Source organism: Lujinxingia vulgaris, from assembly GCF_007997015.1.
Taxonomy (GTDB): Bacteria; Myxococcota_A; Bradymonadia; order Bradymonadales; family Bradymonadaceae; genus Lujinxingia; species Lujinxingia vulgaris.
Map to the genome: position 1 here is coordinate 70,376 of NZ_VOSM01000013.1, position 19,113 is coordinate 89,488.

16 protein-coding genes and 4 tRNA genes are annotated in these 19,113 nt (G+C 61.9%); 11 read left to right on the forward strand and 9 right to left on the reverse strand.

The genetic code is table 11. The annotated features are described in order from the left end of the window. Positions 1-87 precede the first annotated feature (87 nt). The 9 genes from FRC98_RS18605 to FRC98_RS18650 form a co-directional block, all read right to left on the reverse strand. The gene (locus tag FRC98_RS18605; RefSeq protein WP_230467786.1) at positions 88-582 is read right to left on the reverse strand and encodes a DUF3015 family protein; all 495 of its coding nucleotides are present in this window, start codon (positions 580-582) and stop codon (positions 88-90) included. A 303-nt stretch (positions 583-885) separates the two neighbouring features. Then, positions 886-2,268, reverse strand: coding sequence for a tRNA uridine-5-carboxymethylaminomethyl(34) synthesis GTPase MnmE (gene mnmE / locus FRC98_RS18615; protein WP_146982933.1), 1,383 nt, complete (start codon positions 2,266-2,268; stop codon positions 886-888). 57 nt (positions 2,269-2,325) lie between these two features. Further along, complete coding sequence (locus tag FRC98_RS18620; RefSeq protein ID WP_146982934.1) at positions 2,326-3,549, reverse strand: hypothetical protein; 1,224 nt, start codon at positions 3,547-3,549, stop codon at positions 2,326-2,328. A gap of 61 nt (positions 3,550-3,610) precedes the next feature. Continuing rightward, on the reverse strand, positions 3,611-5,305 hold the full coding sequence (gene yidC / locus FRC98_RS18625; RefSeq protein WP_146982935.1) for a membrane protein insertase YidC: 1,695 nt from the start codon (positions 5,303-5,305) through the stop codon (positions 3,611-3,613). A 48-nt stretch (positions 5,306-5,353) separates the two neighbouring features. Beyond that, the gene (yidD, locus tag FRC98_RS21770; RefSeq protein ID WP_230467789.1) at positions 5,354-5,542 is read right to left on the reverse strand and encodes a membrane protein insertion efficiency factor YidD; all 189 of its coding nucleotides are present in this window, start codon (positions 5,540-5,542) and stop codon (positions 5,354-5,356) included. A gap of 134 nt (positions 5,543-5,676) precedes the next feature. Then, the gene (gene rnpA / locus FRC98_RS18635) at positions 5,677-6,102 is read right to left on the reverse strand and encodes a ribonuclease P protein component (RefSeq protein WP_230467787.1); all 426 of its coding nucleotides are present in this window, start codon (positions 6,100-6,102) and stop codon (positions 5,677-5,679) included. 142 nt (positions 6,103-6,244) lie between these two features. Next, positions 6,245-6,397, reverse strand: coding sequence for a 50S ribosomal protein L34 (gene rpmH / locus FRC98_RS18640; protein WP_146972593.1), 153 nt, complete (start codon positions 6,395-6,397; stop codon positions 6,245-6,247). Positions 6,398-6,615: 218 nt separating this feature from the next. Then, positions 6,616-8,034 (reverse strand): chromosomal replication initiator protein DnaA, encoded by a 1,419-nt coding sequence (gene dnaA, locus FRC98_RS18645; RefSeq protein ID WP_230467788.1) that lies wholly within the window; start codon positions 8,032-8,034, stop codon positions 6,616-6,618. 557 nt (positions 8,035-8,591) lie between these two features. Further along, complete coding sequence (locus FRC98_RS18650) at positions 8,592-9,242, reverse strand: YqgE/AlgH family protein (RefSeq protein ID WP_146982938.1); 651 nt, start codon at positions 9,240-9,242, stop codon at positions 8,592-8,594. Positions 9,243-9,561: 319 nt separating this feature from the next. On the opposite strand from FRC98_RS18650, the gene FRC98_RS18655 reads away from it, so the two are divergent. The 11 genes from FRC98_RS18655 to FRC98_RS18705 all read left to right on the forward strand — a co-directional run bounded on the left by FRC98_RS18655 (position 9,562) and on the right by FRC98_RS18705 (position 19,068). Then, positions 9,562-9,635, forward strand: a tRNA-His gene (locus FRC98_RS18655). Between the two features lie 202 nt (positions 9,636-9,837). Next, positions 9,838-9,911 (forward strand) — tRNA-Arg (locus FRC98_RS18660). A 43-nt stretch (positions 9,912-9,954) separates the two neighbouring features. Continuing rightward, positions 9,955-10,027, forward strand: a tRNA-Lys gene (locus FRC98_RS18665). A 125-nt stretch (positions 10,028-10,152) separates the two neighbouring features. Next, positions 10,153-10,234, forward strand: a tRNA-Leu gene (locus tag FRC98_RS18670). Positions 10,235-10,431: 197 nt separating this feature from the next. Next, positions 10,432-11,922, forward strand: a complete 1,491-nt coding sequence (gene tig / locus FRC98_RS18675; protein ID WP_146982939.1) for a trigger factor — start codon at positions 10,432-10,434, stop codon at positions 11,920-11,922. 49 nt (positions 11,923-11,971) lie between these two features. Next, a complete protein-coding gene (gene clpP, locus FRC98_RS18680) occupies positions 11,972-12,619 on the forward strand; it encodes an ATP-dependent Clp endopeptidase proteolytic subunit ClpP (RefSeq protein ID WP_283809659.1) in 648 nt (215 codons plus the stop codon). Positions 12,620-12,819: 200 nt separating this feature from the next. Next, entirely contained in the window at positions 12,820-14,076 is a 1,257-nt protein-coding gene (gene clpX, locus FRC98_RS18685; protein WP_146982941.1) for an ATP-dependent Clp protease ATP-binding subunit ClpX, read from the forward strand. A 114-nt stretch (positions 14,077-14,190) separates the two neighbouring features. Continuing rightward, complete coding sequence (gene lon / locus FRC98_RS18690; protein ID WP_146982942.1) at positions 14,191-16,641, forward strand: endopeptidase La; 2,451 nt, start codon at positions 14,191-14,193, stop codon at positions 16,639-16,641. A gap of 442 nt (positions 16,642-17,083) precedes the next feature. Next, positions 17,084-17,557: a hypothetical protein gene (locus FRC98_RS18695; RefSeq protein ID WP_146982943.1), complete on the forward strand. Its 474-nt coding sequence runs from the start codon at positions 17,084-17,086 to the stop codon at positions 17,555-17,557. Between the two features lie 309 nt (positions 17,558-17,866). Continuing rightward, on the forward strand, positions 17,867-18,373 hold the full coding sequence (locus FRC98_RS18700) for a GFA family protein (RefSeq protein WP_230467790.1): 507 nt from the start codon (positions 17,867-17,869) through the stop codon (positions 18,371-18,373). Positions 18,374-18,636: 263 nt separating this feature from the next. Further along, positions 18,637-19,068 (forward strand): hypothetical protein, encoded by a 432-nt coding sequence (locus tag FRC98_RS18705; protein WP_146982945.1) that lies wholly within the window; start codon positions 18,637-18,639, stop codon positions 19,066-19,068. Positions 19,069-19,113: the final 45 nt, after the last annotated feature.

Sequence of the window (19,113 nt, forward strand, 5' to 3'; positions counted from 1 at the left end):
AATTCCGCGGAACCTTAGCATCGATGGCGTGGGCTCGCAGCAGCAGTCTGCATTCTGGATTCGACCGAGTTGGGATGAAGGCTGTGATCAGGCTCCGGCGACGACGCCCGCATCGCTCAGTGTGCTCAGAAATCGCGTGGCCTCTTCGACGCCCACACGCTCTCCGGAGAGGGCTTCTTGAAGTGAGGTCCGTTGTTCAAAGAGCGCGCGGCTAAACGCCTGACGATTTTCGGAGGGAATCTCCATCATCGCGGCCAGCGCGTCGATCGCGGCGCCGCCGCCTAACGCCAGGTCTTGCTGGAGGTCGCGCTGGTGGTCGTCGAGAAAGGCCACCATCACATCGGACGCTTCACCGTTGTCGGCAAAGAGTTTTACCGTGGTGAACATCGGCGCGAAAAACGCCGCGCTGACCGTCGAGGTCGATGAGGTCAGCGTCATAAAAGGGCCGGGGAAAAAGATGACCGAGGTCGTGGTCGACGAGTGGCCGTGGTCCGCACTGGCCACCGAGGGCAGCGCCAGGCTCAGCGCCACCATTCCCACCATCATCACGTATGTTGCACTGCGTGCGCGTAACAATCGCATCATAAACCTCCCAGGGGGCATTCATCGGTGAATGTCGGGAAGTTAGTCGCGAACGCGCGAAGTTTTTGTGCATTTTTTATTCAGAATAGTTTTTTGATGGAAAAAACAGCTCCAGGCTCAGCTGTTCGCCGGGCCGTATCTAAGTCGCGGCACCACGCGCTCCCCCATCCGCACACACGAATCGACCCACGCCGGCCAAGCCCCACAACCACCTAGCCACATAACCACCCAACCACCCCCGCACACCTCCATCCCCCCACCCGAAGCTCCCCACTCCGCACACCCCCCACGTCGCACAGCCCCTTACTTCCCCACGCAAAACTCCGAAAAAATGCGCTGCAGAATATCGTCGGTGCGCACCTTCCCGGTGATATCACCCAGCGCGTCGAGGGCTTCGCGAAGATCGATGGCGATGAGCTCGTGCTCCATCTCCATCTCCAGGGCCTGGCGGGCGCGGGCCAGGGCGTCGATCGCGGCGATGACGCCCTGAAGATGGCGTGCGCGGCTGAGCAGCACGCCCTCGCCAGAGGTCAGCTCGCGTGCCAGGGCCGCCAGGCTGTCGATGAGCGCGTCGGTGCCCAGGGCCGGCGAGGCACCCAGGGCGCAGTCGACGCGATGGTCGAAGCGGGCGCAGAGCGTGTGGTCTTCGTCGCTTCGCCCGTCCGGAAGATCGCTCTTGTTGCAGATCAGCAGCACCGGACGCCCCGAGCGAAGATCGCCCTTCAGGGCCTCGCGCTCCTCGGCGCGCAGCGGGCGGCTGCGGTCGATGACGCGCAGGAGAAGATCGGCCCGTTCGCCAAGCTCCCGGCTTCGCTCGATGCCGATGGCCTCCACGCGATCTTCGGTCTCGCGCAGCCCGGCGGTGTCGATCAGCCGCAGCGCGACGCCCTCAAGCTGGATCTCCTCTTCGAGGAAGTCGCGGGTCGTGCCCTCAATCTCGGTGACGATGGCGCGGTCGGTGCCGTGTAAGGTGTTGAAAAGAGTGGACTTTCCGGCGTTTGTGGCGCCCAGGATCACCACGCGCACGCCCTCGCGCTGGCGGCGTCCCTGATCGAATTTTGCGCGCAGCTGGCGAAGTCGCGCGCTGGCCCCGTCGATACGCTGGCCGATCTCGTCGCGCTCGATCTGGTAGACGTGCTCCTCGTGGCTGAAGTCGAGCGCGGCCTCAATGAGCACCGCCGCCACGGTGAGGCTCTCGACGATGCCGCGGATCTCCTCGCCAAGCGATCCCTGCAGATGCTCCAGCGCCAGGCGGTGGGCCGCATCGGTGGTGGCGTTGACCAGGTCGGCCACCGCCTCGGCCTGCGTGAGATCGAGGCGCCCGTTCAAAAACGCTCGTCGCGTAAACTCCCCGGGCTCAGCGATACGCGCGCCCAGCTCCAGCGCTCGGTCGAGCACGCGCCGCAACACAATCGGCCCCCCGTGGCATTGCAGCTCCACGACGTCTTCGCCGGTGTAGCTGCGCGGCCCGCGCATAATCACCGCCAGCGCCTCATCGATCAGCTGGCCATCACCATCGACCAGGCGGCTTAAGCGCATCAGGTGGGTGGGGTGGGCCTGAGGCCAGCCAGGCACCATCTGCTCAAGAATCGCCTCGGCCTTTCCCCCGCTGATGCGCACAATCCCCACGCCTCCGCTGCCCGCGGGTGTGGCGATCGCGGCGATGGTCGGCGCGTTGCCTGTCATCGTCTTTCCTCAAAGTAAAAAGCGCCCCCCGCAGGGGGCGCTCATAAGATCGTTTGGTTAGCTCGGGTCGATCTTCAGCTTGCGGAAGATCCCAAAGTCGGTGCTCTCGCTTTTGACGCCGTCCATATCGTCGATGCGCTTGTGGATCACGCGGCGATCAAAGGCGCTGAGTCCGGCCACCAGCAGCGGGCGACCCACCTTGATGGCGGCCTCACCGAGACGCGCACCCACATGGCTCAAGTGCGACTGGCGCTTCTGCTTGAACCCGCCGATGTCCACCACGACGTTGCCGCGCGCCTCGCGTCCCAGGTACTCCGAGAGCATCGTCTGCATCCCGGTCAGCACCCGCGGCGACTGGCTGGAACGCCCCACCATCAGCTCGGTGTCCGCGCCGCTGATGTTGAAGATGTAGTTGTCGCCATCAAAACTTCCCGAGGCGCTCAGATCCAGCTGCATCTTCTCAAAAAGTTCGGCAAGCCAGGTTTCGCCACGCGTGACAATGGGATCTTCGACGTCGCCGCGACGAGTAGCCGTGGGCTCTTCGTCCTTCTTGGACTTTTTGGACTTCTTCTCGTCCTTGTCGTCGTCCTTCTTAGATTTCTTGGACTTAGACTTCTTCTCGTCTTTGTCGTCGTCCTTCTTGTCGGACTTCTTCTTGGACTTCTTCTCGTCTTTGTCGTCGTCCTTCTTGTCGGACTTCTTCTTGGACTTCTTGTCGTCTTTGTCGTCGTCCTTTTTGTCGGACTTCTTCTTGGACTTCTTCTCGTCCTTGTCGTCGTCCTTGTCGTCGTCCTTGTCGTCGTCCTTTTTGTCGGACTTCTTCTTGGACTTCTTCTCGTCTTTGTCGTCGTCCTTCTTGGACTTCTTGGACTTCTTCTCGTCCTTGTCGTCCTTGTCGGACTTCTTCGCCTTCGGGGCCTCTTCTGCCGCCGCGCTCACCTCTTCTTTCTTTTTAGAGCGGGTGCGACGGGGCTTTTTCTCGGTGGCCTCGGCCTTCTCCGCGGCAGCGGTGTCGGCGCTGGCCTCCACGCTGGTCTCGTCCTTCTTTTTGGAGCGGGTGCGGCGGGGCTTTTTCTCGGTGGCCTCGGCTTTTTCCGCCGCGGGCTTCTCGGCGGGCTCCTCTTTTTTGGCGGACGCTTTTTTCGAGGCCGCCTTCTTCACCGGCGCAGCGGTCTCTTCGGCCACGGCCACCTTCTTATCTTCGTCGAGTTTGGTGGCGCGGCGGCCACGGGCCGAGCGGCGTCCGCCGGAGGCGTCCTTCGTCTTCTTATCGTCAGCCATAACATTCATCCTTGGAAGGTGGCCGCCCGATGCGGCCTCAACGTCGAGTAGGGGAGCAAACTCAGGTGGTGGTGGCGCCTTCATCGGTCGCCGCGAACTGCCGCTTGATCATGTACTGCTGCAGAAGCCCCAGCACCAGGTTGAGCAGGTAGTAGAGCACCAGACCGGAGGGCAAAAAGAGCATGAAAGCGGTGAACATGATGGGCATGATCTTCATCATCATCGCCATCTGCGGGTTGCTCTGATCGACCATCGTCAGACGCTGCTGGAGCACCATCACCGCCCCCATGATGATCGGGAGCAGGAAGATGGGGTCGGGCGCCGAGAGGTCGGTGTACCACAGGAAGTCGGCCTGATAGAGCTCCACCGAGTTGTAGATCATGACGAAGAGGCCGTAGAGGATCGGCATCTGCAGGAGCATCGGCAAACAACCCAGGGGGCTGACGTTATGCTCCTTGAAGACCTTCATGGTCTCTTCGGTCATGCGCTGCTGGTCGTTCTCGTACTTCTCGCGGATCTCTTTGATGATGGGCTGGATCTGCTTCATGCGCTCAGCGCTGACGTAGGCCTTCTGGGTCAGCGGCCAGCTCAAAAGCTTGATGAGCAGGGTGAGCAGAATGATGGCGATGCCCCAGTTGCCGGTGAAGCCGAAGAAGAACACCAGGAGCGCGCGCAGCGGGCGAGCCAGCACGGTGAGGAGCCCGTAATCGACGGCCTCTTCGATCTTGTAGCCCACATCTTTGAGCACGCCGAAGTCTTTGGGGCCCAGGTAGAGCAGGTGGCTCTCGGTGTAGCGCTCATTCGGGGCGATCGAGAAGCCCTCATAGGTCAGGTTGGTGCGCAGGTAGTCGCCCTCGAGGCGCTCAAAGACGCAGGACTTGGCGCCTTTCTCGGGGATCGCCGCCATCAGGAAGTAGCGGGTGTCGGCGCCGGCCCAGATCACCGGGTACTGGCTAAAGGTCGTCGTCTCTTCGAGCTGCTCAAAGAGGGTGCGCTCCATATCGTCGCTGTTGCGGCAGACGGCTTCGAGCTGGTCGGGGCGGAAGTCCAGGAAGTTGGACTTGCGGTTGGGATCGTCTTTGCCGATCACATCGACGAGCAGTGTGTCGACCAGGCGCACATCTTCGAGGCGGTTGTGCACGACCACGTCGAAGTCCACCACGTAGGGCTGCTCACCGTTGATGGCGTAGATCTTGTCGACGCTGAAGCGGCCGCGGGGATCGGTGTAGCGGTAGGTGATCTTCTTAAACGTCTTACCGTCGGCGTTGAGCTCGCTTAAGTCTTCGATGAGCTCGTAGCCGGCGTCGGGGGCGACCTGAACGTTCTCGGCGCGAAAGCGCGTGGTGAAGGGGTAGGCCGGCGCGTTTTCCTCAAAGGAGCGCAGCAGATCGCCACCCTCACCGGCGTACTGATCCGGGGAGGTCACCTGAATATCGGTGGCGACCGCGCCCTGGTTGTTCAGGGTCACGCTGACCTTATCGCTGGCCAGCACATCGGAGCGCTCTTCGATCACCGGCGCTTCGACCGGGGCGTCGTCGGGCTCAGCGGCAGGCATCGCCCGGGCGGCCTCGGACTCATCGCCCTCGCTCTCAGCCGGTGCTGCGGCGTCTTCGCCTCCCGGCCCCGCAGCCTGCTCGGTGACGGCCTCGCCGCCCTCCGGGGCAAGCTCGTCGGGACCGGGGCCCATGACGGCCTGCCAGACAATGAAGACGACGGTGATCAGGCTCATCGCCAGAATGAAGCGTTTTTGTTCCATGACGCGTTCGCAGTTTGAGGTCCGGGGGGCTTTAGGAGGCCCGTCCGATCAGGGGACGGGATCGTAGCCGCCCGGGCGTAAGGGATGGCAGCGCAGCAGGCGTTTCAGCCCCAGGTAGCCGCCTTTAAAGAAGCCATAGCGCCGCAGCGCCTCGACCATATACGAGGAGCAGGTCGGCCGGTATCGGCACATCGGGGGGAGCAGCGGGGAGATCGCGCGCTGGTAAAAACGCACCATCGCGATGCCCCACACAGCCAGCAGACCCGGACGCACCAGAGCCTGCGCATCCCGAAGCTCACCATCGCTGGTGCGCTCAAGATCCTCAGGCCCTGAGAGGTTCCCCTGGTCGTGTGTGGCGTGCTCCTGGCACATCAGCGACGCTCCGCGCGGGGGCGGCGCGGCTTTTGAGCCCGCGCCACCGATTGGAGCAGGTCGGCGACCAGCTCCTCAAACGCCGGATGCTCGCTGCCCGCTTTGACGATCACCACCGTATCGTGGCTCTCGCCAAAGAGCGCCTTGTTGCGCCGAAAGATCTCGCGCAGGCGTCGCTTCCAGCGGTTGCGGCAGACGGCGTTGCCAACCTTCTTGCTCACCGTCACCCCCAGACGGGGATGACCGAGCGAGTTGGCCTTGCAATACACAACCGTCCAACGCCCTTCATAGCGGCGTCCTTTGCGGCGAGTGTGCAAAAAGTCGGAGCGCTTAAGAAGACGCTCCGACTTTCGCAGTCGCTGATCGTGTCCCTCCGCCCCGGGAGCGGGTTCACCTTGATTCGAGGGTGTGATCAATGCGCTCACTGGCCGGCCTGGAGTGGGAGTGAAGGCCTCGCGTTGAGCCCGCGCTCATCCCTCCTGCGCGCGAGTGTGGCGCAGAGAGGGTGAGGCAAAAGGCGTCGAAGCGAGAGACTCATTCTTCGTCCAGGCGTGGGACGCTCAAGTCTTACTTCTTGTGCTTGGTCACAGCGAGCTGCTTGCGGCCACGAGAGCGGCGACGCTTGACGGTCAGACGGCCGCCGACGGTCTTCATGCGCTTGCGGAATCCGTGGGTGCGGCGGCGCTTCACTTTGCTCGGTTGGTAGGTACGCTTGGTCATCTTAAACCTCTGAAGTTCAATGTATGCGTTGCAGTGAGTCTCAATGCTACGTGGATTAAGGCGCCCTAACCCCGCTTCGATGCTCGGATTTCGGGGTGGGGCGCGTGCGCAGCGTCGGTCCCCATTTTTGGCCGGGGACCAGAGCGCGGCAAATAAACATCACCGATGGCCTAAAGTCAAGCTGGGCCCGGGTGATCGTGTGGATGCCTCGGCGATCTTCAGCGGAGCAGCAGCGCTTCGAGCTCCGCGATGGCGGTGGCGAACTCGTTATTACCCATCTCCACCAGGTCTTCGATCTTGCGAAAGGCGGTGAGTACGGTGGTGTGATCCTTGCCCCCGAACTTGCGTCCCAGCTCCGGGTAGCTCTCGCCGGTGTGCTTACGGCTTAAGTACATCGCCATCTGGCGCGGCTCGCTGATGGCGCGGGTGCGCCGGCTGCCTTTGATGTCGGAGGGCTTGATGTCGAAGTGAGAGGCCACCATGCGGATGATCTGCTCGACGCCCAGGCTGCGCTCATGCTGGATGTTCATGCGCTTGAGCAGCTGGCGGGCCAGATCGGTGTTGAGGGGCACGTTCATCAGCTTGGCCTGGGCGACCATGCGCACCAGGGTGCCCTCGAGCTCGCGCACGTTGCTACGGATCGCGGTGGCCAGGAGCAACACGACCTCTTTGCTCAGCTCGATCTGGCTCTCTTCGGCCTTCTTCTCCAGGATCGCCACCCGGGTCTCGATCTCGGGGGCCTGCACATCGGCGATCAACCCCCAGGCAAAGCGGCTGGCCAGGCGCTCCTCAATGCCGGGCAGCTCCTGCGGGGTCTTATCGGAGGTCATTACGATCTGCTTGCCGCTCTGATAGAGGGCGTTGAAGGTGTGGAAGAACTCCTCCTGGGTGGAGTCCTTGCCGCCGATGAACTGGATGTCATCGATCAGGAGCAGATCGCAGTCGTTTCTAAACTGGTTGCGGAACTCGGCCATCGTCTTCTGGCGCAGGCTTCCGATGAGCTCGTTCATGAAGACTTCGGCCGAGAGGTAGCGCACGCGGGTGCGGGGATCGCGGCGCAGCATCTCCACGCCGATCGCCTGCAAAAGGTGCGTCTTGCCCAGGCCCACCCCGCCGAAGATGAAGAGGGGGTTGTAGGTCTGGCCACTGCCCGAGGCTACCGCCTGACAGGCCGCGTGCGTAAACTGGTTGGAGGGCCCGACCACGAACTCATCGAAGGTGTAGCGCGGGTTCATGCCCGCCGCGCTCACCAGCTCGCTGAGATCGGCCGCTGAGGGCGGCTCGATGATCCCGAAGTCAAAGAGTGCGGCCTGACCATGCTCGCCATCGAGGCGCGCGGATCGCGCGGCCATTGGCTCGGCATCAAGGTCGATGTTCTCCACCTCGATGGGCTCATCCTGGCCGCTCTCAACGATCTCGATCTTCAGGGGCTGGCCGGCGGCGTGGGCGACGGCCTCCTCGATCAGATCCATGTAGTTGTCGTTGATCCAGACCTGCACGAAGGGATCGTCGACTCCGAGGACGATCGTCTCGTCGCTGCATTCCCGCAGGCGCAGCTTTTCAAACCAGGTCTTAAAGTTGTGCGCATTGACCTTGGTCTTGAGTTCGAGCAGGGCGGCGTTCCAGATCTCTTGCATGGGCAGCATCGCTTGGGGCAGGGAGGAGCTCATCACTAAACAACATCTCGAGAGGCACATCTCGACAGGCGGCAGACTCATCCGTGAGTAGCCAGGGGATCGCGACAAGCGCGAGGACCTCAACCCGTCGATGTGGTGTTGCCACAGGCAGCGCGTCTTCAGCGTCGCCCGGGCCCCTCAGGTTATGGGGGATGGGCCGGGCAAAGGGAAGACAATTTCGAATGTGCCGAGGCCTCAGTATGGCCATTTTGACGCGCTGCGGCCAGCGGAGAAGCGGGGGGATTCAATCCGAAGATATTTTTCCACAGGGGTGTGGAAAAAAAGAGGTTGAAGCGCATGCTGCCGATCGCGGCGATCGTCGGAAAATTTTGCGTTTTTCAAAAAATGAAAGGATTTCGGGAGGATAGGCTGTGGAAAGAGGGGGGCGGTGAGACGATCGTCGGGGTGATCGGTCGGTGATCACGATCGCCCCCTGTGGATCGCGGCGCGATCGCCCTGTGAAAGACCTGTGGAAAACTCTGGGGAAAACTCCGAACGCGCGGCAGTTGCTTGCGATCTCAGGCCGAGCCGGAGCGGGCCATCATCATGAAGGCCGTCGGGTTGACGCCGATGCGCGCGAGCGCCTCGTCCCACTGGGCGTCGAAGCGGGTATGAAAGAAGCTCTCGGCGTGGAAGTCGTCGAGCAGCCAGCTGCCCTCCTCGATCTCCTGCTCCAGCTGGCCGGGGCCCCAGCCGGCGTAGCCGATGAAGGGTCGGTAGTCGCCGGCCTGCATGCCCTGCGCAAACCCCTCGATGATCTCGCCACTGGCCGCCAGGTACCAGCCCTGGTTAAAGGTAAGCTCATCCTCATCGCCGCGCTGGCGCATGCGACGAAGACGGCGCCGTTGCTCGGCCTCCTCGCTGTTGTCGACCTCAAGGCGACGGTACATCACCCAGAGTTGCTCAATGCGTACCGGCCCCCCGAAATACACCGGCATCTCAAAGCAGGCCGGGCTGAGCTGTGGGGTGATCTCTTCATTGACGCTCTGAATCAGCGATCCAAAGTCGATCTCCAGGGGTTTGTTGATGATAAAGCCCATCGCCCCCTCTTCGTCATGATGGACCATCGCGACGACGGCGCGCTCAAATGGTGAGCCATCGAGGCGAGGGGAGGCGATCAGAAATCCGGGCGCCGAGGAGCGGGGAGCGGGGTTGGGAGGCTCGGACATAAGCGTTGGCTCTCGACAGAGGTCGCAAAAGGTCAGTTGGCGAGGTGGAGATTCGGGCGTGCCCCGGGCGGCACACAATCGCCCGCAGCGGCGTTTCCCCTCAGAGTGTACCAGAAGTAGGTGGGCCGAGCTTCAGCGGCCCGCCACCGGCTCTAAACGTAGCGCGGTGAAGGCAAAGTCAACGCCGGAGCGAGGGTGGCGTGGGGCATCTGTAAAAAAAACGCGTTTCACCCCTCAGGAATCGCTTGACAGAGGCCTCAACGCTCATTAACTTCCCGGCCTGTTCGACGCCCAACCTTTTTGGGCCGGTGTCGGCACGGTGGGTATAGCTCAGTCGGTTAGAGCGCTGGCTTGTGGTGCCAGAGGTCACGGGTTCAAATCCCGTTATCCACCCTCAAAAAAACGCCTTATCGCAGTCGTGCGGTGAGGCGTTTTTTCGTTGGTGCGCGATCGAGGGGCGGCCGGCGTCTCGCAGTGCTCCGAAGATGGTGGCGAAGGGGTTGGGGGGCAGCCTAAAAAGGGCAAAAAAACACTTGAACGATAGGGGTGGGGGTGGCATAAGACGCTTCGTTTCGCGGTTTGGGCCGCGAAATCAGCGCCCGTAGCTCAGCTGGATAGAGCGCCGGACTTCGAATCCGTAGGTCGCAGGTTCGAATCCTGCCGGGCGCGCTCAACGTGACGGGACGCGCCGGCCCAGCGCGCGTGCCAGACGGGGCCAGTAGCTCAATCGGTAGAGCAACGGACTCTTAATCCGCAGGTTGAAGGTTCGATTCCTTCCTGGCCCATAATGAGAGTAAGGCGGCGCGCCGACGTCGCCTGCGATGACGGCCAAAGCCGGGTCGAGGCGTCTGCCCGGCTCGGCTTTTATCGTTTGTACGCGTTTTCATCGTTGGAACGACAGGCACCGCACGCGAGAGTGGCGGAATTGGTAGACGCGCTGGATTTAGGTTCCAGTGGGGTAACCCGTGGGGGTTCGAGTCCCCCCTCTCGTATGGAGGTTTGCCGCGCCTTTATAAAGGGCGGCAGCCCGCTGCATCACCGGCGCTCGCAGTGGCGAGTCGCCACCACAAACACCAGGCGTTTTGGCCCTGCATGATAAGGGGCTTAAGGCGCCGATGATCAGGCCGATCCCCACCCCCAACCCGGGGTGTAAACGAGGACGGCAGCACTGCTTAAGGAGAGCAAGCCGATGGCACATCAGGTCGAAGAGACTGGCGAGTTGACGCGTAGCGCGACGATCACGGTAGAGGCGGAAGAGTACAATCGTCAGGTCAATAAGGCCCTGCGTCAGCTCTCGAACCGCGTCAAAATTTCGGGCTTCCGCAAGGGGAAGATCCCGCTCTCGGTGATGAAGCAGCGCTACGGGCAGGCGGTGATGCGCGACGTGATCGAAGATCTCGTCAGCGATAACGTCAACAAGATGCTCAAAGAGACCGAGAACGTCCTGCACGTGGGCGTGCCCCAGGTCACCGACATTCCCCTGGAAGATGGCGGTGAGCTGAAGTTCACGGTGGATTACGAGCTGCGCCCCGAGATCGATCCGATAGGATATATGGGTGTGAAGGTCGAGAAGCCCAAGGCGGAGATCGCCAATGAGGCCGTCGACGCCGAGCTTGAGAACCTGCGTCAGAACAACTCGAAGCTCGAGCCGGTGGTCACCCGTGAGGTCATCGAGACGGGCGACATCGTCACCGTGGACTTTGAGGCCGTGGGCGATCACCCCGAACTTCAAGATATGCGTTCGACTGGCGTGCAGGTTGAGATCGGCTCGGGTCAGACCCTGCCGGGCATCGAAGATGCGCTCACCGGCAAGGGCTTCGACGCGGTGGTCGACTCCGAGATCGACGCTCAGGACGACTTCCCGGTCGAAGAGCTGCGTGGCCAGAAGTTGCCGATCCGCCTGACCGTGACCAAGGTCGAGCGTAAGGTGCTTCCGGAGCTCGACGATGAGTTCGCCAAGACCACCGGTCAGGGCGAGACGCTTCTGGAGGTTCGCTCGGCGATCCGCGCGCGGCTCGAAGAGCAGCGTCAGAAAGAGGCTGAGCAGCTGGCGATCGACTCGATGATGACGTCGCTTCTGGAGCAGAACAGCTTTGAGCTGCCGCCGAGCTTCCTCGATGAGCAGGTCACCCAGGCGGCGCGCCAGCGTCTGCAGATGTTCGCGCAGCAGGGCATCGATCCGGCGCAGTTCGGGTTGAGCGTGGAGGCCATCGCCGAGAGCATCCGCGAGGATGTCGTCGAGCAGATCAAGCGTGAGTTCTTGCTCATGGAGATCGCCCGCAAAGAGAACCTCAAGGTCGAAGAAGAGGATCTCTCCGCTTACTTTGAGCGCCGCGGTGCCGAGGTTGGAGCCAACGCCCAGCAGTACCGGGCTTTTGTGATGCAGAACCAGGATCGCTTCCGCCAGGCTCAGGCCTCCGCGCTGCTCGAGAAGGTGCGCGCGAAGTTGCTGGCCGACGCCGAGATCGTGGACGTGGAGTGGCCCACCGAAGAGGCTGAAGAAGCCGAAGCGGCGCCGGCGGAAGAGGTCGAGGCCAAGCCGAAGAAGAAGGCGACCAAGAAGAAGAGCACCAAGAAGGACGAGGGCGCTGACGATGGCGAGGCCGAGGCCAAGCCGAAGAAGAAGGCGACCAAGAAGAAGAGCACCAAGAAAGACGACGACGCGGAAGCCTCCGAATAAGCATCACGAATAGGCGGAGCCGCGTGTCGGTTGAGCAGTCGAATGATGTGTGCGTCGAAACGTTAAGCAGTACCACGAGGAGCGAGTCATGGCCTTTATCCCCAACGTCGTCGAACAAACCCACCGCGGAGAGCGTGGCTGGGACATCTTCAGTCGACTGCTCAAAGACCGGATTATCTTTCTGGGTACTCAGGTCAACGATCAGATCGCCAACTCCATCATCGCCCAGTTGCTCTTTCTGGAGAGCGATGATCCCGAAAAGGAGATCTCGCTCTACATCAACTCCCCGGGCGGGAGTGTGACGGCGGGGTTGGCGATCTACGACACCATGCAGTACGTCAAAGCGCCGGTGACCACGATCTGTCTGGGGCAGGCCGCCTCGATGGGCGCGGTGCTGCTGGCGGCCGGCGAGCCGGGGCGGCGCTTTAGCCTGCCCAACTCGCGGATCTTGATTCACCAGCCTCTGATGGGGGGCTTGAGTGGTCAGGCGACCGACATTGATATTCAGGCCCGCGAGATCTTGAAGTTGCGCGAGACGCTCAACGGGATCCTGGCTCGCCACACCGGCCAGAGCCTGGAGAATATTGAGCGCGATACCGATCGCGACTTCTTCATGAGCGCCGAAGACGCCCGGGAGTACGGGCTTGTCGATGAGGTGATCAGCCCGCGGGCCAAGCAGGATCAGCCCGAGAAGTAAGGGGGCGCCGGCTGCGGCGTCGTCAGGAGGTTGAAGTCGGTACGGCGCGCTCGATAAGATGCGTGACGTGCCCCGGTGGGTTTCGGGGAATGCCTCCCCGAAACCCACCGTTTTTCGAGGGTAGAAGCAGCCCGAGCGTGAAGGCACAAGGTCTTCGCGATGAAGCGGGCGCAGCATGACCAGTGACACCAGGATATCTCATGGCGAAGAAAGGCAGCGGCGGTCACGCCAACTTGTGCTGTTCGTTCTGCGGGAAGAGTCAGCGCGACGTGCAGAAGCTGATTGCCGGCCCCACCGTCTACATCTGCGATGAATGCATCGGGCTGTGCGGCGACATCATCGACCAGGAGGTCGAGCGAGAGGGCCGCTCCAGCGGCATCGCCAACGTGCCCAAGCCTATCGAGATCAAAGAGATCCTCGATCAGTATGTGATCGGCCAGGAGAAGGCCAAGCGCAACCTGGCGGTGGCCGTGCACAACCATTACAAGCGCATCGACAGCGTCGTCGACAGCGATGGGGTGGAGCTGCAGAAGTCGAACATTCTGCTCATCGGCCCCACCGGCAGCGGTAAGACGCTGCTGGCGCAGACGCTGGCGCGCATCCTGGATGTGCCCTTCACCATCGCGGACGCGACCAGCCTCACCGAGGCCGGTTATGTTGGCGAGGATGTGGAGAACATCATCGTGAACCTGCTTCAGGCCGCCGATGGCGACGTGGAGAAGGCCAGCCGCGGGATCATCTACATCGATGAGATCGATAAGATCTCGCGCAAGGGCGAGAACCCCTCGATCACGCGCGACGTCTCCGGTGAAGGTGTGCAGCAGGCGCTTTTGAAGATCATCGAGGGCACGGTGGCGTCTGTGCCGCCCAAGGGTGGGCGTAAGCATCCGCAGCAGGACTTTTTGCAGATCGACACCACCAACATCCTCTTTATCTGCGGCGGTGCCTTCTCGGGGCTGGAGCAGATCATCGCGCAGCGTGTGGGCGATAAGCGCATGGGCTTTGGCGGCGACATCAGCAAGGTCGACGATCGCTCCGCCAGCGAGCTCTTTGCCACCCTGCAGCCCGAAGATCTGATGCGCTTTGGTCTGATCCCCGAGTTTGTGGGCCGCGTGCCGGTGATCGCCACCCTGGAAGAGCTCGATGAGGAGGCCCTCGTCGAGATCCTCACCTCGCCGAAGAACGCGCTGGTCAAGCAGTACCGCAAGCTCTTCCGCATCGATGGTGTGCAGGTGGAGTTCGAGCCCGACGCGTTGCGCTCGGTGGCGCGTGCCGCCCTGGCGCATAAGACCGGGGCCCGCGGGCTGCGTTCGATCCTTGAGACCTTGATGATGGATCTTATGTACGATCTGCCCGATCGCGAAGACGTTAAAGAGCTCACGATCACCGATGAGATGGTCAACCGGGCAAGCGGCGCACAGATTCAACTTGACCCCACGACGGCCGAGTCGGCCTGAGGGGCAGCTGAGCAGCATGTCGCATCGGGCATGTGCTGAAAGCGGGTAGGATTCAAAGAAGCTGCGGTCGGGCCCGGTGTCGGGCCGCACTGACGCACCACACACGAGAGCGATATGGCGTCTTCCAATGAGCAGCGTTCTGGCGAGGAGTCTCAGGCCACGCTTCCGCTTTTGCCACTGCGCGACATCCTGGTCTTTCCGGCGATGAAGGTGCCGCTCTTCGTGGGGCGCGACAAAAGCATCGCCGCGCTCGATGAGGCGATGAAGCGCGACCGTCAAATCGTGCTCGCCGCGCAGAAGAAGGCCAAGACCAACGAGCCGACCTCCGATGATATCTACGAGGTGGCGACGCTGGCGACGATCGACCAGCTCTTTCGCCTGCCCGACGGCACGGTGAAGGTGCGGGTGATCGGCCAGCAGCGCGTGAAGCTGGAGACGTACCTGGAGAATGAGGACTTCTTTGAGGTGCGTTTCTCGCTGCTCGAAGATCAGACCTCACCGCTCGATGACGAGCTTCAGGCGCTCCTGCAGACGTTGCGCACGTCTTTTGCGGAGTACGTCGATCTGAACAAGCGCATCCCCTCGGAGATGATCGAGGAGATCGCGCGGGTCAAAGACCCCTCGCTGCTGGCCGACACCATTGCGGCTCAGCTGGCGCTCAAGCTCAGCGACAAACAATCCATCCTGGAGATGCTCGATGTATCGGAGCGTCTGCGCCAGCTCTATGAGCTGATGCAGGAAGAGATTGAGCTGTTGAAGGTTGAAAAGAAGATCCGCTCGCGTGTGAAGAAGCAGATGGAGCGCACGCAGAACGACTACTACCTCAACGACATGCAGGGTGCGATGCCTAAAGATCCCAACGATCAGAACGAGTTCAAAAACGAGATCGATGAACTCGAAGAGCGCATTCAGCAAAAAGACATCTCCGAGGAGGCCCAGGAGAAGCTGGAGCGGGAGCTCAAAAAGCTCAAGATGATGAGCCCGATGAGCGCCGAAGCCACAGTGGTGCGCAACTACATCGACTGGGTGCTCAGCCTTCCCTGGGGCGAATACACCGAGGATCGCCTGGACGTGAAGGTGGCCGAGGAGACGCTGGAGGCGGACCACTACGGGTTGGAGAAGCCCAAAGACCGCATCCTTGAGTACCTGGCGGTCAAGGCGCTGATCCGCAAGCCGCGCGGTCCGATCCTGTGTCTGGTGGGGCCGCCCGGGGTGGGTAAGACCTCGCTGGGGCGCTCGATCGCCAAGGCCATCAACCGCAAGTTTGTGCGCCTGAGCCTGGGTGGTGTGCGCGATGAGGCCGAGATTCGCGGCCACCGCCGCACCTACATCGGGGCGCTGCCGGGCAAGATCATTCAGTCCCTACGCAAGGCCGGCAGCTCCAACCCTGTGCTGCTGCTCGATGAGGTCGATAAGATGTCGACCGACTTCCGCGGCGACCCCTCCAGCGCGCTTCTGGAGGTGCTGGACCCGGAGCAGAACGCGACCTTCAACGATCACTACCTGGATCTGGACTACGACCTCTCGGACGTGATGTTTTTGTGCACGGCCAACAACCTGGGTCAGATTCCGGCGCCGCTTCGCGATCGTATGGAGATCATTCAGATCCCGGGCTACACCGACTACGAGAAGTTGCAGATCTCCAGGCATTACCTGGTGCCCAAGCAGCTGGAGAACAACGGCATCGACGATGTCGACGTGCACTTCACCGAGAGCGCGATCAGCCAGATCATCAACCATTACACGCGTGAGGCCGGGGTTCGTAACCTGGAGCGGGAGATCGGCACGGTGTGTCGTAAGATCGCGCGTAAGGTTGTGGAAGATGGGAAAGACCAGTCCTTTAACGTCAACGCGCGCGCGGTGACGCATTACCTGGGGCATCATAAGTTCACCCAGGGGCGGATCGAGGAGCGCGACGAGGTCGGTATGACCAACGGCGTGGCCTGGACGCAGTACGGCGGCGTGATGCTGGTCAGCGAGGTCACGGTGATGCCCGGTAAGGGCAAGTTCATCATCACCGGTAAGCTCGGCGATGTGATGCAGGAGTCGGCGCAGGCGGCGATGAGTTATGTGCGCTCCCGGGCAATGAACTTAGGCTTGAGCCCGGACTTCCATCAGAAGGTCGACCTGCACATTCACTTCCCGGAAGGCGCGCTTCCCAAGGACGGTCCCTCAGCCGGTATCACCATGGCGACGAGCATCGTCAGTGCGCTCACCCGCATCCCGGTGCAGCATGATGTGGCGATGACCGGCGAGATCACGCTTCGCGGCCGGGTGCTGCCGATTGGCGGGCTTAAAGAGAAGGTGATCGCGGCGCATCGCGGGGGCATTCGCAAGGTGATCGCGCCGATGGAGAACAAGCGCGACTGGCCCGAGGTGCCCAAGAAAGTGCGTAAGCAGCTTGAGGTGGTCTGGGTGGAGCATATGGACGAGGTGCTCGCGCATGCGCTTCGGCTGGAGGATCGCGAGGCCTTCCAGGAGGCGCTCAAGCAGCCGCTCTTGCCGCCGGATATCATGCTGAACCCGCCGACGGGCAGTGGTGATGGCGCCACCCCGGTGCATTGAGGTTGAGGTCACGCTTCTGCGGAAGATGCGATGTTGAGGACGCAGCGAACGTGTAAGCGAGGTCGCGCGTAGAAGAGTGTGACAGGTTTGAGGAAAAAGCCCGGGCGGATGCCCGGGCTTTTTTCGTTCCCGGGCTGGGAGTCGGATGCCCCCTGGAGCAGGAAGTTGTCGAACCCTCGGTCGTCCGAAGACCGCATAAACGCTGGCTGATGTTCGACCCTGGGACGAGCAAGGACCGTATAAACGCTGTTCGATGTTCGACCCGGGGACAAGTAAAGACCTCATAAACTGCGGGTGATGTCAGGCCCACGGAGGTGCGCGTTTTCGGGTCTTTTTCGAGGTCAACGAAGCCAACGCAGGAGCGGTGCGGGTTGACTTTGAGGCGTAGGGCACAAGGCTTTCAGGCCGAAGCAGTCACCTCAACGATGTTCTGGAGGATGCCATGATGAAGCGATGGATGGGTTTGTTTGCGGCGGTGCTGTTGACCTTTTCGCTGCTTGGAGAGCAGGAAGCCTGGGCGCAGCGCAACACCGGGTTGGGCGTGGGCGTGGGGTCGGCGACGGTGGCCTCCGGGCTCTCGTTGAAGTTGCCCGCGGGACCGACCGCCTTTCAGCTCACGGCGGGGTGCTGGGGAGGATGTGATGGGGTGGCGGCTTCGTTGGATCTGTTGTTCAACATGCCGGCGATCGCGTCGGCGGATGTGCTAACGCTGGCGTGGAACTTCGGCGGTGGTGGCGCCCTGGGCGTTGGCGATGGCGGGTTGGGAGCGGGCGCGGCCTTTGTGGCGGGGCTCGAGTTTCATTTCCAGCCGGTGCCCGTCGACCTGGTGCTCGAGTGGCGTCCGGGGCTCACTATTCTGCCGGATGTGGATATCGAGCTTGTGAACTTCGGTGGGCACGCGCGGTGGTATTTCTGAGCGCGTGACACACCTTTAGTCGTGTGAGAGAACGCCGGCCCTTTTGAGGGCTGGCGTTTTTTTGTGGGGTGAACTGAGCGCGCGGGATAAAAAAAAAAGGGGTTCAACCTAGGGTCGAGCTGTCCTCGGGTCAGTGTTTGCGGGTGTCGATCGTCAGCCTGACGAGAGCGCCAAATTTGGAGGGGGCAATACTTCTGTGCGGCGGATGTCGAATCCGAGCGTTGTGAAACGACCATGGTATGAAGCGACGCCTGTTGCGTCGGATGTGATGCCCGGCGTTTTGCCGCCGGGGTCGAAGGAGTGAAGATGATGGAGGTGGATGTGAGCCATGTTTCGTGCAGGTGTGGGAAGGTGGAGTTGGGTTTAAGTGGGAAAGCGATCGCCTGTTTGTCCTGCTACTGCGACGACTGCCAGGCCGGTGCTCGCCAGATCGAGGCGCTGCCCGGCGCCGAAGAGGTCACGAAGGACGGGGGAGGAACCGAGTACGTGATGTACCGCGAAGATCGTATGGCGATTCGAAAGGGCGCGGCACATCTGAACGACGTGAAACTCCGCGAAGACTCTGCGACGTTGCGCGTGGTGGCGAGCTGCTGCAACTCGCCGATGTATCTGAATTTTTCGGATTCGCGGCATTGGGTCTCACTCTATCGCGCGCGTTTTAAAGACGATGCGCCGCCACTGGAGGTGCGGATGTGCACTAAATTTAAGCCTGAGGGGGCGGTGCTCCCGGACGATGTTCCGAGTCTTTCATCCTACTCGATTAAGTTTATGGGCAAGCTGCTGGCGTCGCGGGTTGCGATGATGTTCGGGCGATAAGTTTGGCGTGAGCAGCAATCGATGAAGCCGGGGGCGTCGAAAGAGCAGTGGGGTGGAGGGGGATGCAGGCGATGATTGCGACGATGGTGCGTGACCCCGGGGCGCACGAAGACCGCATAAACGCTGGCCGATGTCCGTCCCCGGGTCGGACATAATGCCCGCGCCGCGCCAAAAAATTGCGCCCTCTCCTTCCCTTGCTACGCTTGCCACCTGTTGGCTCGTGAATGTGAGTGGCAAACCTGCGACCAGGGAAGGACGCAATGATGAATCTCGAAGAACTCGATCGCCCCGACATCTCCACCGCCGAGCAGCCGGAGCGACGCCGGCGCCGCGCCGAGCGTCCGGAGCTGGCGCTGGGCTACCAGCTCGACCAGGTGGTGCGCGACTTTGAGCTTCGCTGCTGCGTGCTCATCGATGAGCAGGGGAAGATGGTGGCGGCCTCCCCCGATTGCCCCACGCCATTTATGCAGGCGCTGGTGGGGCTGGCGCCGACGATGGCGGTGGTGCCCGAGCATCGGGAGGCGCATCTGGAGACTTTGCGCCGTCATAACCCGCTTCTGACCGGCGAGGAGCTGGCGGTGTGCGCGTTTCGCGCCGGCGGGCGGCGTCTCTTTATCGCGGCGGTGGGGCAGGAGGCGGTGATGAATGAGGTGGCGATTTTTCGGGCGATCACCGGGGCGCGTCGGATTCTTTGAGGGGGGCTTGGGGGGCGCCGGGGGGGCGCGATGTTGGGAGTTGGT